The organism is Polyangium jinanense, from assembly GCF_028435365.1.
Map to the genome: position 1 here is coordinate 227,344 of NZ_JAGTJJ010000001.1, position 14,178 is coordinate 241,521.

At 68.7% G+C, this 14,178-nt stretch carries 14 protein-coding genes; 10 read left to right on the plus strand and 4 right to left on the minus strand.

The annotated features are described in order from the left end of the window. Window position 1 precedes the first annotated feature (1 nt). The 9 genes from KEG57_RS00850 to KEG57_RS00890 are packed head-to-tail and all read left to right on the plus strand — an operon-like array spanning window position 2 to window position 9,166. Window positions 2-745, plus strand: a complete 744-nt coding sequence (locus tag KEG57_RS00850) for a hypothetical protein (RefSeq protein ID WP_272418571.1) — start codon at window positions 2-4, stop codon at window positions 743-745. A gap of 56 nt (window positions 746-801) precedes the next feature. After that, window positions 802-1,536, plus strand: a complete 735-nt coding sequence (locus KEG57_RS00855; RefSeq protein WP_272418570.1) for a class I SAM-dependent methyltransferase — start codon at window positions 802-804, stop codon at window positions 1,534-1,536. Window positions 1,537-1,544: 8 nt separating this feature from the next. Then, window positions 1,545-2,525: a CgeB family protein gene (locus KEG57_RS00860; RefSeq protein ID WP_272418569.1), complete on the plus strand. Its 981-nt coding sequence runs from the start codon at window positions 1,545-1,547 to the stop codon at window positions 2,523-2,525. A gap of 6 nt (window positions 2,526-2,531) precedes the next feature. Then, window positions 2,532-3,683, plus strand: a complete 1,152-nt coding sequence (locus KEG57_RS00865; protein WP_272418568.1) for a glycosyltransferase — start codon at window positions 2,532-2,534, stop codon at window positions 3,681-3,683. Beyond that, window positions 3,680-4,126 (plus strand): glycosyltransferase family protein, encoded by a 447-nt coding sequence (locus KEG57_RS00870; protein WP_272418567.1) that lies wholly within the window; start codon window positions 3,680-3,682, stop codon window positions 4,124-4,126. The genes KEG57_RS00865 and KEG57_RS00870 overlap by 4 nt, the downstream gene beginning before the upstream one ends. Further along, window positions 4,123-4,701, plus strand: coding sequence for a glycosyltransferase (locus KEG57_RS00875; RefSeq protein ID WP_272418566.1), 579 nt, complete (start codon window positions 4,123-4,125; stop codon window positions 4,699-4,701). The genes KEG57_RS00870 and KEG57_RS00875 overlap by 4 nt, the downstream gene beginning before the upstream one ends. Window positions 4,702-4,750: 49 nt before the next feature. Further along, window positions 4,751-5,632: a class I SAM-dependent methyltransferase gene (locus tag KEG57_RS00880; protein WP_272418565.1), complete on the plus strand. Its 882-nt coding sequence runs from the start codon at window positions 4,751-4,753 to the stop codon at window positions 5,630-5,632. A gap of 58 nt (window positions 5,633-5,690) precedes the next feature. Then, window positions 5,691-6,959, plus strand: coding sequence for an AAA family ATPase (locus tag KEG57_RS00885; protein WP_272418564.1), 1,269 nt, complete (start codon window positions 5,691-5,693; stop codon window positions 6,957-6,959). Further along, the gene (locus tag KEG57_RS00890; protein WP_272418563.1) at window positions 6,956-9,166 is read left to right on the plus strand and encodes a metallophosphoesterase family protein; all 2,211 of its coding nucleotides are present in this window, start codon (window positions 6,956-6,958) and stop codon (window positions 9,164-9,166) included. The genes KEG57_RS00885 and KEG57_RS00890 overlap by 4 nt, the downstream gene beginning before the upstream one ends. Before the next feature lie 11 nt (window positions 9,167-9,177). Here KEG57_RS00890 and KEG57_RS00895 read toward each other — a convergent pair whose 3' ends face one another. From KEG57_RS00895 to KEG57_RS00910, 4 genes are all read right to left on the minus strand, one after another. Beyond that, entirely contained in the window at window positions 9,178-9,810 is a 633-nt protein-coding gene (locus KEG57_RS00895; protein WP_272418562.1) for a hypothetical protein, read from the minus strand. A gap of 74 nt (window positions 9,811-9,884) precedes the next feature. Then, a complete protein-coding gene (locus tag KEG57_RS00900; RefSeq protein WP_272418561.1) occupies window positions 9,885-10,433 on the minus strand; it encodes a hypothetical protein in 549 nt (182 codons plus the stop codon). Between the two features lie 10 nt (window positions 10,434-10,443). Further along, window positions 10,444-11,031, minus strand: coding sequence for a Uma2 family endonuclease (locus tag KEG57_RS00905; RefSeq protein WP_272418560.1), 588 nt, complete (start codon window positions 11,029-11,031; stop codon window positions 10,444-10,446). 47 nt (window positions 11,032-11,078) lie between these two features. Next, window positions 11,079-12,830, minus strand: coding sequence for a carbamoyltransferase family protein (locus tag KEG57_RS00910; protein WP_272418559.1), 1,752 nt, complete (start codon window positions 12,828-12,830; stop codon window positions 11,079-11,081). A gap of 101 nt (window positions 12,831-12,931) precedes the next feature. Between KEG57_RS00910 and KEG57_RS00915 the strand changes: the two genes are divergently transcribed. Then, entirely contained in the window at window positions 12,932-14,146 is a 1,215-nt protein-coding gene (locus KEG57_RS00915) for a glycosyltransferase family 4 protein (protein ID WP_272458001.1), read from the plus strand. The last annotated feature ends 32 nt before the right edge of the window (window positions 14,147-14,178 follow it).

A 14,178-nucleotide genomic window follows, 5' to 3' on the forward strand; every position in this document is an offset into this window, starting at 1 on the left:
GATGGCGAACGGCGAGGGCGAGGGGAAAAAGCAGCGGGCGCCGCATCCGGCGACGGTGCAGCGGAAAACGACGGCGGCGCAGCCCGAAAAACGTCCGAGCAGGCCGCCGCACCCGGCCACGGTGCAAAAGAAGTCGACCGCGAAGGCCGGCGCGCGCAAGGAGCGGCCTCCGCATCCGGCCACGGTGCAACGAAAAACGTCCGCGCCCGGCGGCGCGCGCAAGGAGCGGTCCCCGCATCCGGCCACGGTGGCTCGGACAAACGGATCCGGCGCCGCGCAACGCCTTTCGGCGCCCGGGAAAACCGGCGCGCTCACGCTGGCGTCCGGCTCGGCGCTGTATCATGCGACGAGTTATGCCGGGCTCAACGTCCTTTTGCGGTCGGGGATCGGGGCCAGCGTGAACGGGCGGACGGGCTCGGCGTTCGCGACGTCGACCGCGCTCGACGCCGGGCGCGCGGGCTCGGGCGGGCCCGCGGCGGTGCTGGAGCTGCGGACGACGCGTGCCTTGCAAGGCGGGCGTGACACGCCGGCGCAGCCGAAGACCACGGCCCCGGCCGAGCCGGCCGAAGGAGAGACGCAGCCCGATTTCGCCGTCGATCGCCGCGGCTCGCGCGGGGTGCAGTGCAAGCTGCATCCTCGCGCGCTCGACGCCCTCGAACCCGTGGCCGTGCACCTGCGCGACGCGCGGGGCGCCTGGGCGCGTTTCACGGTCGCGCAGTACCGCGAGATGTCGGCCGCGGGCTGAACCGCTGCCGCGCCCTTGCCTCGGCGCTCCGGCTTCTTCACCATGCGCTCCCGCACATGGCGTCGCTCGAAGACATCACCAGGCGCTACTACGAGACGACGGCCTCGCGTGGCCATCGCCCGACCGCCGAACACTACAAAACGAGCTCCGCGGGCCTCCTCCGCCGCCTCGGCTCTTGGCTCCCCGAAGATCGCACGACGCCGTGCATCGACCTCGCGTGCGGCTGCGGCGAGCTCATCTACGCGCTCGAGCAGCGCGGTTTCACTCGTACACACGGCGTCGACCTCTGCGTCGAGGAGCTCGACGAAGCCCGGAAGTTCGTGCGCGGCGAGCTCGTCGTCGGCGACGTGATCGACCACCTCGCGGCGCAGCGCGAGGACGCCTACGGCTTCGTGACGGCCTTCAACATCGTCGAGCACCTGCCCAAGGATCGGCTCATCGACTTCTTCCGCGAAGCGCACCGCGTGCTTCGCCCTGGCGGCGCGCTCGTGGGCATGGTGCCGAACGCCGTCTCTCCGTTCGGCGCGGCGGCGCGATACTGGGACATCACGCATCGGATCGCGTTCACGCCGAACAGCATCACGCAGCTCGCGGCGATGACGGGCTGGGGCGACCGCGTGGAGTTCCGCGAGTGCGGCCCGGTGCCGTACGGCGTGAAGAGCGCGATCCGGTACGTCGCCTGGCGCGCGCTGCGCGGCGCGATCGAGGCGTGGTTTCTCGTGGAAAACGGGGCGACGCGCGGCGGGATTTATTCGTCGGACATGCTCTTCCGGCTGCGGAAGGAGGGCTAGGCGGCGCCATGCGTATCCTCGTCCTCGGCCCCCGATTCGCGGACGGCTTTGCCGACAACGTCGCCGAGACGCTCGTCGAGATGGGCCACGAGGTCCTCGGAGCGGAGGAGGTCGATCACGCCGCGTACTGGTCGGTCCCTCGGCGCGCGCTGCGCATGGTGGAGGAGCGGGTCTTCGGGGATGCGCCTTTGCCGCAGGATCGCAAGCTCCTCCGGCTCGTGAAGGATCGACGCCCGGACGTCTTGCTCGCGCTCACGTGGGACGTGCACCCGGAGATCCTCGACGCGCTCGGCCGCTTCGTGCCGGGGCGGCGCATTCTCTGGTGGGGCGACGCGCCCGCGAACAGTCGCAGGTTCGGGCTCGTGAATCCCTTCTGGGACAAGGTGTACGTCAAGGATCCGGACGCCGTGAAAAAACTCCGGCTCGCGGGCAAGGCGTGCGCGCTCCTGCATGAGGCGATGAATCCGCGCTGGCATCGGCCGCTCGCGAAGCAAACGAGTGATGCCGTGGTCGTCGCCGGAAACTATTATGCGTTCCGACAAGCCGTCCTCCTGCGGCTGCTCCGCGACGGCGCGCGGCTCGAACTCTACGGCACCGAGCCTCCGCCCTGGTCGGCGAAGGAGATCCGGGCGAGTTTTTCCGGAAAATACGTCGTCCGCGAGGAGAAGAGCCGCGTGTTCGGGGCGGGAATGGCCTGCCTGAATACGTTCGCGCTGGCGGAGGGCAATTCGCTGAATTGCCGCGCGTTCGAGATCGCGGGTGCGGGCGGGCTCCAACTCGTGGAGTTCCGGCCGACGCTGCTCCAGTGCTTCGAGCCCGGTAAAGAGGTGCTCACGTTCGAAACGTACGAGGAGCTCCGCGGCCACCTCGAACACGCGCGCCGCTTCCCGGCCGACATGCTCGCGATCCGCGAGGCCGGCGCGCGGCGCGCCCTCGCCGAGCACACGTATCGGCACAGACTCGAAACCATCCTCGCGGATTTCGCCTGACGTTTCATGGCCCTCCGCGTTCTCCACGTCATTCCGAGCTTCTGGCCCGCGACGCGGTATGGCGGACCGATCGAAGGCGTGCTCCGGCTTTGTCAGCGGCTTCTTCGCCTCGGCGTGAATGTCGAGGTCGTCACGACAGACGCCGACGGCGCGGGGGATCTGCCCGTGCCCCACGCGGAAAAGACGCTCGCCGAGGGCGTGCCCGTTCGTTATTTTCCGCGGCGGCCTCGCACGCGTTTCGCGTTCTCCGCGCCCCTCGCGCTTCATCTCGCCCGGGAAATCCCGCGGTGGGATCTGGTCCACGTCACGGCCCTGTTCTCGTTTTCTTCGGCCGCGGCCATGGCCCTCGCGCGGCGCGCGGGTGTGCCCGCCGTGCTCTCGCCCCAAGGCACGCTCATGCCCTGGGCCATTGGCTCGAAGCGCTGGAAAAAGGCGCCGTACATCGAGCTCGTCGAGCGGAAGAACGTGCTCTCCGCCGCGGGCGTGCATGCGACGAGTGACGAGGAAGCGCGCGAGATCCTCCGGCACGTCCCCGGGGCGCGCACGTTCGTCGTGCCAAACGGCGTCGATTTGCCCGACGTGCTTCCCGACGTGCCCCGCGAGAAGCAGCGGATCGTTTTTCTGGGCCGCATTCATCCCGTCAAGGGGTTCGACGTGCTCGTGCCTGCGCTCGCTCGCGTCGCGTCCGTGATGCCCGAGGTGGAAACGCTCGTCGCCGGCCCCGACGAAGATGGGGAACAGGCGCGTGTCGAGGCGCTCCTCGCCCGCGTCACACCTCGCCCCCGCGTGCGGTTTCTCGGGCCTGTGTATGGGAACGACAAACTGGAGCTTCTCGCTTCGGCCACGGTCCTCGTGCTGCCCTCGCACGGCGAGAATTTTGGCATTGTGGTCGCCGAGGCGCTCGCTGCGGGGACACCCGTCGTCGTGAGCAAGGCTTGTCCCTGGAAAATCCTGGAAGAGCGCGGCGCGGGCGCCTGGGTCGAGAATACGCCCGAGCGGATCGCCGAGGCGCTGCTTTCGGTCCTCGAAGACCCCGCGCGCGCTCGGCGCATGGGAGAAGCGGGGCGCGCCGTGGCCGCGGGGTTCGGCTGGGACGCCATTACAAAGCAGATGCTCGGGCATTACGAGGAGATCGTCGCCGGCGAGAGGCGACCATGAAAATCCTCGTCGTCTCCTCGGTGGGCGGTCACCTGACCGAGATCATGCAGCTCGCCCCGATCCTCGCCGGCCATGAGGTGGTCCTCGTCCTCAACGACGACGCCGCATTGCCGGATTTCCCGTTTGCCCGGGTCTACCGCATCGCGCACGCCGAGCGCGACATCCGCGTGCTTTTGAACCTGCTCGAAGCCGCGCGGATCCTGCGCCACGAGGATCCCGACATCGTGCTCTCGGCCGGCGCGGGGCCGGCGGTCCCGGTCGCGCTCGTGGCGCGGATGGGCACGCGGGCACGGGTCGTGTTCGTCGAGACGGCCGCGGCGATCGTCCGGCCCACGCTCACGGGTCGGCTGATGGCGCCGCTCGCGCATCGTTTCTTCTATCAATGGGACACGCTCGCGCGGTTCTTCCCGCGGGCCGAGAAGGCGAGCATTCATTTCGGATGAGGATCTTCGTCACCGTCGGCAATGCGCTCGTCCCCTTCGACCGGCTCCTCCGCTGGGTCGACGAGGCCACGTCCGCGCTCGACGTGCCCGTGGAAGGCCTCTGCCAGCACGGCCCGAGCCTGGTTCGTCCGCGCGAGCTCACGCCACGCGAGCACCTCTCCCGCGCCGAATTCGAGCGCGAAATGGAACACGCCGACGTGGTCGTCTGCCACGCCGGCGTCGGCACGCTCTCCGAGGCCCTTCGCCGCGGCCATCGCCCGATCGTCGCCGCGCGCCGCGCCGGGTTTGGCGAGATCGTCAACGATCACCAGCTCGAAATCGTCGCGGCCCTGGGGCATGAAGGGCGGATCGAGGTCGCGGAGGATGCCGAATCCCTTCGTGCGGTGCTCCAGCGGTATACGCGGGGCGAGGCGCGGCGTGGTCCTCCGCGGGACGAGGATCCTGCGCGGCTCTCGCCCGTGGCGCGCGCGATCGCCGAAGGTCCGGCCCGCGCGCGCCCGCCGCGGCTCGGAAAACTCGCCATGGACGCGCTCGCCGCGCTGGGTCCGCGGCTCGATCGGCTGCGCGTGCGATGAACCCGCGCGCTTGCCCCCGCGCCGCGCTCCCGCTACGTTCGGCGGCGCGATGAGCATGACGGGCGAAACCACGCGTTCCGCGTGCCGGATCTGCGGGGCGCGTGGAGCGCCGGAAGAATCCTTCGAGGAGATCGCTTGTTTCCGCTGCGCCACCTGCGGCACGGTGCAATCGAACGTTCTGCCCACCGTGGAAGAGCTGGCCCAACATTACGCAGGTTTTTCCGAAAGCTACACAGCCGGCATGGGCGCCGAGCGGTTCGCCCGCGAGATGCCGAAGCGCCACGCCGCGAAGCTCGCGCTCGTGCGTCGTCACCAGCCCTCCGGCCGCCTGCTCGACGTCGGCTGCGGGGAAGGCGGGTTCCTCTCGCAGACCCTCGAAGCTGGCTTCGACGCCGTCGGGTGCGATTATTCGGTGCGAAAGGAATATCCGCCCGGCGTCCGGGTTTTTCCGGGCAACCTCGACGCCGAGGGCGGGCTGCCGTTCGAGGACGCGAGCTTCGACGCCGTCACGTCCTGGGCCGTGATCGAGCACGTCCGCGACCCGCACGCGGCGATGCGCGAGGTGCGCCGCGTCCTCAAGCCGGGTGGTTTTTTCTTTTGCGATACGCCCCTCTGCGGCGACGCCTCGGAGCGCGACGTCGCGGCGCGCTCGCACTGGTTCTGCCCGCCCGAGCACATTCACGTCTTCTCGTACGGATCGCTCTCGCGCCTCGTCTGGGCCGCGGGCCTCGACGTCGTGTATTCGACGCCCTCGTTCGAGCGCTCGGCGCCCAGGTACGTGGCGCGGCGCCTTCGAAATGTGCTGGTCGGCGTCGTCCTCGGGCGCGCGCTTCGTCATTTCGACCCGGGCGCGTGGGAGCGCCGCAGGCAGAGCGTGGTCACGCAGATCGGGGACATCCAACTCCTCGTCGCGCGGAAGCCGCGGAGCTGACCGTGCCGCCCGCTTGCCCCCCGGCCACGGGGCCGCTAGTTTCATCGGAGCTTCTGGCATGAGCCCCGATCCTCGAGCGAAATTCCGTGCGCTGACCCGGGTCTTCGACCCGATTTACCGGCCGTACCTCGACGCCGACGACGGACCCGGCTCGTCGTACGTCCCGGAAGCGCACGAGCACTATCGCGCCGAGCTCGAAGCCGCGCTCGACCTGAACGACAACGCCAAGCTCCTGCTCGCAGGCCAGCCCGGTTGCGGCAAGACCACGCTCTTGCTCAGCATCGCCCACCGGCTGCGGCGCGAGGGGCGGCTCGTCGCGTTCGTCGACCTCGAAGCGCAGACGGCCGTGCAGGACCTCGGCTCGCTCGAGATGTACCTCGCCGCCAAGGCCGAGCTCGTGGCCGAGGTGAAAAAAGCGGGAATCAGCCTCTCCGAGAAGACGGCCGAGATGCTGCGCAGCGCCCTCGAACGCCTGCTCGCCTCGCCCGTCGCGCCCGATCTCGACGCCCTCGGCGCCGCGCTCCGCCGGCTGCTCTCGACGGTGCGCGAGAGCAAGCTCCTGCGCGACGAGCTGCGCCGACAAATCAAGGAGTCGGGCTTCGAGCCGATCGACATGCTCGCGGGCTTGCTCGACGACCTCGAAGAGCACAGGCCCGTCGTGCTGCTCGACGGCCTCGACAAACTCCCGCCCGTGCAGGCGCGCGACGCATTCCTCGGCGACGAAAAGAAGCCGATGGTCGAGGCGCCGGGCGCGGCGATCCTGACGATCCCGATTTCGCTGATCTACGAGCCCACGTTCAACGTCCTCTCGGAGAGGTACAACAACGCGGGCAGCGCGGTCCTCCCCGCGGTTCGTCTCTACGATCTCAACCCCCACACGAACACGCGCAGGCGCTCCGAGCAGGGCGTGAGCATCATGCGCCGCATCGTGGAGGCGCGCGTCGAGCCGATCGATGCGCGGATCGTGATGCCCGAGGCCGTGGAGCGCGCGATCGTGGGCTCGGGCGGCAACATCCGCGAGCTCGCGCGGCTCCTCCAATCGAGCGTGGTCAAGGCGCACGTCCGCCGCGGCACGTTCATCGAGGAGCAGGACGTGTCCGCCGCGATCGCCGACCAGCGCGAATCGTTCCGCCGCGCCTACGATCCGCGCTTCTTGCCGGTGCTCGAAAAGGTGCGGCGCGAGTTCCGCCTCGAAGGCCAGGGCGACGTGACGAAGCAGCTGCTCTACGGGCTCTGGGTGATCGAATATCGCAATGGCATCGCCTGGTATTCGCTGCCCGATCCGGTCGAGCAGCTCCTCCGGCAAATGGAGACCTGGGCCGGATGACGCCGGAAGCGCGCATCGAGGAGCTCTCCGCGCGTATCTCGCTGGCGCAGGGATCGCCGTCCCTGCTCGTCGTGGTGGCCGAATCCGACGCGACGCTCGACGAGGCGCGTAAGCTGCTCGTGGGCATTTTGCAAAGGGCGCAGATGCGCGTGGAGGACCTCGGCGCGTGTGACGTCGACATGGGCCCCGCGCGCTGGGTGGAGCTCACGCACGAGCGCGCGGCGGACGCCTACGTGCTCTCCGCGGCGCCGTGGGGTCCGTTCAGCGGCGGCGCGTTCGCGGGGTTGCTGAATGCCGAGCGCGAATTCTTGCGCCGGCTTGCGGGGCCCGTGCTGCTCGTCGTCTCCCGCGATACGGAGCGTATTCTTCGGCAAAAAGCGCCCGATTTCTTCACGTGGGCCGCGCGGACGTACGAGCTGCCCGCGCCCGCGGAGCTTGTCGCGATTGCCCGGAAGCTCGGCGCCCTGCCGGACCGCGCGCCCGGCGTGCCCTCGGAGGAGCCGCCCATTCGATTCCTCCACCTCTCGGACCTCCATTTGAGGCCCCAGCGGGTGAAACGGTACGATCAGGATCGTGTTCTCCGCGGCCTCGTCGATTTCCTGGAGCAGGATCACCAGAGGTTCCCGCTCGACCTCATTTTCATCACGGGCGACCTCGCCCACAGCGGCAAACCCGAAGAGTTCGAGCTCGTGGTCGACCTCTTCCAGCGCATCCTCGACGTGACGGGCGTCCCGCCATCCCATTTCTTCGTCGTCCCCGGCAACCACGACGTCGATCGCGACGTGGGCCGATGGCTCCGGCGCACGCTCGACAAGGACGAGGAGGCCATCGTCTTCTTCGAGGACGAGCACGCCCGGCGATTCCACACGCAAAAGCTCGAAGCGTATCGTGTGGCGCTCGCGTCGCTGCTCGGAGAGGACCGCACGCTCGGCCTCGGCGTCGGCGCGAATGCGGTGGAGGTCGTGACGGTGCGCGGCGCGCGGATCGCGGTGGCATCGTTCAATTCGGCGTTTTTCGCGCAGGGCGACGACGATCACGGAAAGCTCTGGCTCGGCGAGCCCAACGTGGATCGGGCCGGCGATCGCATCGCGGACGAGGGCGCGCAGGCCGCGATCGCGCTCCTGCACCACCCGTTCGAGGAACTGCACGAGCTCGAGCGCGACATCATCGAGCATCGCTTCGAGCGCCTCTTCGACCTCGTGCTGCGCGGTCACATGCACCAGCCGAAGAGCCGCGGCATTGCCTCGCAGCGCGGCGGGTTCGTCGAGCTCGCGGCGCCGTCGGCCTATCAGGGAAGCCCGTGGCCGAATGGTTGCCTGCTCGGCGAGCTCCGTCCGCGATCGGGCAAGGTGCGAATCACCCCGTACATGTACGCCTCGGGCGCGGATCCGTGGGTGCTCGATACCAAGGTGTTTCCGGACGACGCGAAGGACGGATACACCCACACGTTCGCCGTGCCCGAGAAGAAACGGACGCCGAGCGTATTGCGGAGGCATCTGGCCCAGGCGACGGAGGAGGCCGTGGAAGCCGCGCCGGAGGCCGTGCAAAGGCAGGTCGCGAAGGTGCTGGGCATCGAGGCGCCGAGCAGCCGGATGCCAAAAGAGGTGGCGAAAAAGGTGGCGCGGGCCGCGGCGGCGAAGGTGGACGATCCGGCATTGCTCGCGAACGTGGTGGACGAGCGGCGCATGAGCACGGCGCTGAGCAAGACGGCTGCGGATGAGCTCGAAGCGGGAGGACCGACGCGTATTCCAAGGTCGGATCCGCAATTCTTGGAGAAAGCGCTCGGGCGCGTGGCGGAGTTCATCCACCGCAAGGTCAGCGGCAAGGTGGCGAAGGACGCGGCTCGCGAGGAGATGCTCGTGCAGCTCATCGCCACGGCGCTGAGTCACATCGTGGATGGGCCTGTCTCGGTGGAGCGCTTGCTCCCGGACGCCGGGAGACCTCACATCGTGATCGGTGCTCCGAATGATACGCCGGCGATTCGCTCCATCATCGGCGTGCATTTGGTATCGAAACTCGGGGACTGGGCGCTGAGCGACGTTCCGGAGAAGAGACTCGAGCGACTCGATCTCCATCTGGAGAGCGGGCATGCCGAGCACGGCGCGCTCGTGGAAGTCTACACGGGCGAGGGCGACGCGGTGCCACGCATCGAGCGCACGAAGACCCCGTCAGGCCAGAACGTCCTCGTGCTGCATTTGTTCTGGTAGGAGCGTCGCTCTCAGAACGAAAGCGCGAAACCGTCCGCCGTCGGCAGGAACCGGACCTTGCTCTCGTCCTTCCGCGCTGCGCTCGTCGGTTTGTCCGGGCTCGACGGGCGCGTCGCCACGAAGACGATGCCGACGATCGTGAGCGGCAAACCCACGAGCATGGCCGTTCCGCCCGTCGAGATGAGCACGATGCCGAGCGGGTCCTTTCCTTTGTCCCGCACGCGATCGATGCCCCAGGCGAGGCTCGCCGTACCCATCCCGAGGGTAATGGCGCCGCCGATCAGGAGCCCCACGCCGGACGAGCGCGTCTTCTTTTTCTTGGGCCGCCGCAGCCGCTCCACGTCGACCTCCACGGGGGTCGCGGAGACCACGGGCAACTGCGGAACGTCGATCGTCACCGAAGCGCACGCGCACAGCGAGAAGATGCCCCGCGAATCACAGGTCTGCGTGCCCGGCCGCCCGTCCTGGCAGGCGCAACGAGCCTGCGCGCCAGGCCTGCACATCCGCGGCAACGCCGCGAGGAGCGTGGGATCGTACGTGAACGGCGCGGCCGGCGCCGGGGGCGATGTCTCCTCCGCGCAGACGAGCGACGCCGTCGTGAGCAGCGCGGCGACCATCAAGCAAATACCAAGCAATCTCGCCATGATGCCATTCCTCGGCGTTAATGCGATAGCGCAAGGTACCACGAAGCGGACGGGCGGCGCAATCTCGCGCCGCGTCACGCACGGAGGAGCTCTGCAAACCCCCGCGCCGGATCCTGCGGGTCGAAGACGATCGTGATCGTCCCTTTTCCAGCGAACGCGCGCCACTGCTCCCGGAGGCGCGGGAGCACGCGCCGCACCTCGCGCACCCGATCGGTCGTGAGCACGGCGGCGGCCTCGATACCGGCGCGAGCGCAATTCGACGCGATGACCTCCAGGATCGCGGCGTCGGAGACCTCCGCATCCGACCACGGAGCGCCCGCGAGCCCCTCGGCGAGCAGGAGCTCCTCGAGATCGTCCCCGAAGCCCGCGTACTTGCTTCCCCCGCCCTTGCGATTGGCCTCGTCGTTGATGCGCGCCGGATCCAAGCCCGCGTCGACGCGCCCCCAAAATCCTTTTTTCAGGCCAAACGCCGCCTCGACGACCATGTGCACGAGGTCGTGCGGCAGCTCGTCGCCGTAGGTCGGAAAGACCCAGGAGACCTCGGTGCCGTTGCTCCGGTGGACGTAGATACGATCCCGCTGGCCGGGGACACGGACGAAGGCGGCGCGGAGGAGGGAGGACACGGCCGTCCGATCAGGAGGCGAGCTCGGGCTCCTCGAAAGCTCCGCGATACACCTCGTCGAGCGCGAGCGTGCAGCCGATCGAAATGAGCTCGATCGTCTCGCTGCCTTGCGCCTCGTACAGTGCCCAGCCGCCGAGATCGTGGCGCCGGAACACCTCGACGCGCCTCGTCTTGGAGGAGACGAGCACGTATTCGCGGAGCGAGGGGATCCGCCGGTAATGCGCGAACTTGTCGCCGCGATCGTAACCTTCGGTGCGCTGCGAAAGAACTTCGACGAGCACGACGGAGTTTACGATGGCGTCCTTGTCCTCGGCATCGAGCTGGAGCTTGCCGCGAACGACGGTTACGTCGGGGTACATCGACGCACCTGTCGCTTGGACGCGGATACGGACATCAGGGCCGAAAACGCGACAATCCCGATCACGGAGTTCGTTGCCCAGCTCAGCCACCACATTCGCCGATACGAGCGCATGTTCCGGGCTATCTCCGAACCTATCCAGGATCTGCCCGTCCACGTATTCGTGCTTCGTCTCGCTCGCCAGCTCGAAGGCCAGATACTCGGCGAACGTAACGTCGTGCCTCCTCGCCGGCTCCATCATGGCCCCCCGCACCTCCACCTTCACCCTAACACCCCGCCGATACGCCGTCAGCCCTCCCCGCCCGGTTTTTCCAGCCAGAACAACCCGATCCCCAGCGCATCCATCTTCGTGCGCCGATAACAATCGATCGCCTCGTCGGGCGTGTGCACGATCGGCTCGTTTTCGTTGAACGACGTGTTGAGCAGCACCGGGATCCCCGTCTTCTCCTCGAAGACCCCGAGCAGGTCGTAATACAATTCATTGTCGGCCCGCCGCACCGTCTGCACCCGGCCCGTGCCGTCCTCGTGCGTGATCGCCGAGAGTTTGTCCTTCCATTCCGGGCGGACCTTGTAGACGATGATCATGAACGGCACCTCGTGATCCCCGCGGAAGCAGGTGCTGAGCTTCTCGAGCCGCACGACGGGCGCGAAGGGGCGGAAAGGCTCGCGGTTCTTGATGCGCGCGTTCAGCGTGGCCTTCATCCCCGGCCAGCCGGGGTGGCAGAGGATGCTGCGGTTGCCGAGCGCCCGCGGGCCCCATTCCTCGCGGCCCTGGAACCAGCCGACGATCTTGCCCTCGGAGAGCGCCTGCGCCGCCGCCCCGAGCAATTCGTCCCGGCCGAGCTTGCGGAACGGGAGGCCCGAATTCACGAGCGCCGCCTCGATTTCGTCGTCGCGGAAGCTCGTCCCCCAGTACGCATGCCGCACCTCGGGCGTCCGCGCCTCGCCGTGCACGCCATGCTTCACCCAGAGCGCCGCGCCCACGGCCGTGCCGTCGTCCGAGGCCGCGGGCTGGAAATAAGCCCGGTCGACCCAGCCCTCGGTGATCATTCGACCATTGCCGACCGAATTCAGCACCGAGCCGCCCGCCATCGCCACGCTGCGCACGCCCGTACGCTCGACCGCGTCCGCCACCAGCGCGAGATACACCTCCTCGAACCGCGTCTGCAGCGACGCCGCGACGTCCCGCTCCCGATCCGTGATCGGATCCCCGCGCCGCCGCGCCGGGCCGAAGAGCGAGGCCATCGCGTCCGACCAGAGCCGCGGGACCTGGATCTCCGCGCCGTCCACGGTCTCCATTCCCTCGCTCGTCTTGTGGTGCCGAAACCACGTCAAATCGAGCCGGATGCCCTGCTCGGGATCCCAGCGAACGACGCGGCGCATCTCCCGGGCGAATCGATTCACGCCGTACGCCGACAGACCCATCACCTTGTATTCCTCGCCGAACCTGTCGAAGCCGAGGAACTGGCAGATGGCCGTGTAAAACACGCCGAGCGAGTGAGGCCAGAGGTTCTTGCGCAGGATCTCGATGCGATTGCCCTGGCAAAGGCCGACGAGGCTCGTCGCGAAATCGCCGGCGCCGTCGCAGGTGATCGCCGTGGCCCGATCGAACGGCGACCAGTAAAACGCGCTCGCCGCGTGCGCGAGGTGATGCTCGACCCGGTGGAATTTCGCCCGGATCGAGGCCTCCGGAACGCCGAGCGCCTCGGCGACGAGCCCGCCGCTCGTCGCGACCTCGCGATGCACCGCGAGCCGCTTCACCGCGCTCGGGACGCCCGTGAACGGCCGCGACGCGATGAACGCGACCTTCGACGCGACGTTCGCCCGCGGATCACGCGCCACCGCGATGTCCGTGACGTCCCCCGGCGTCGCCCCGGCGAGGCGCAGGACCTCGGCCACGGCGAGGCGCGGAAAACCTGCGCAGTGCTTTTTCCGGTTGATCCGCTCCTCGGCGATCGCCGCGAGGATGCCCCCCTCACCGATGAGCGCCGCCGACGCATCCCCGTGGGCCGAATTGATGCCCAAGACCAGACGAGACATTCATTTCTCCGTTGCGCTCAGGGCGCGCGGAGGCGGAAGGTAGCGATCGAAAGCGGGCAGCGTCAAGCCGGCTCGGCCCGGGCCCGCGGGATCTCCTTCGCATGCGCGTCGTCGCCGTCAACCAATTTTATGCCCCCGACCACGCCGCCACCTCGCAGCTCCTTACGGAGCTCTGCGAGGACCTCGCCGCCGCGGGCGACGACGTGACGGTCATTGCGAGCCGCGGCGGATACCTCGGCGGCGAGGCGCTGCCCGCCCGCGAGCACATCCGCGGCGTCGACGTCGTCCGCCCCTTCGCCACGCGCTTCGGCAAGGCCACGATGGCCGGTCGCCTCGCCGATTACCTGTCGTTCTGGGCCACGAGCGTGCTCGCCGCCGCTCGCGAAGCCAAACCCGACGTGCTGCTCGTCCTCACGACCCCGCCCATGATCGCCGCGGGTGGTGCGCTCGTGTCCCTCGCCCGCCGCCTGCCGCTCGTGACGTGGGTGCAAGACGTCTACCCGGAGGCCGCAATCCAGCTCGGCTACCTCGCGCCTCGCGGCCCCGCGTCGCTCGCGCTGCTCGGCCTCGGCCACGCCACGCACCGCGCCGCCGCCCGTATCGTCGCGCTCTCCGAAGGCATGGCCGACCGACTCGTCGCGCAGGGCGCGCCCCGCGAGCGCATCCGCGTTTTGCCGAACTGGTCCGACGGCCGCCTCGTGTCGCCGCGCGAACGCGAGGGCCATCCTTTCCGAAAAACCCACGGTTTGGACGGACGATTTGTGGCGATGTACAGCGGCAACCTCGGCATCGGGCACGACGTCTGGACGTTCGTCGAGGCCGCGCGGCGCTTGAAAGACAAGCTGCCCGAGCTCGTCATGCTGTTCATCGGCGACGGCGCGCGGCGCGCCGAGGCCGAGGGGCTCGCGAAGGGCCTCGAAAACGTGCGTTTCCTGCCGTATCAGCCCCACGACGCGATCGGTGAGAGCCTCACCGCCGCGGACGCCCACCTCGTGTCACTGCGCGAGGATCTCGAAGGCCTGCTCGTCCCGAGCAAGCTTTACGGCGCGCTCGCTGCGGGAAGGCCGGTGATCTACCTCGGACCGCCGCGCTGCGAGGTCGCCCGCGTGGTGCGTGAGGACGATCTCGGCTGGACAGGTCGCCCCGGCGACGTCGAAGGCCTGTGCCGCGCGCTCGAGGACGCGGTCACGCGGAGGGCGGCGTGGGACGAGAAAGGCGCGCGGGCCCGCAGGATCTTCGACGAACGGTACGATCGTCCCGTATCCTCGGCCCGCTTCCGCGCCCTCTTGAAGGAGGCGTCGAAAGAAAGCCCGTAGTTACCGCTCGGGGGCTACGCTCCGGCGAGCGG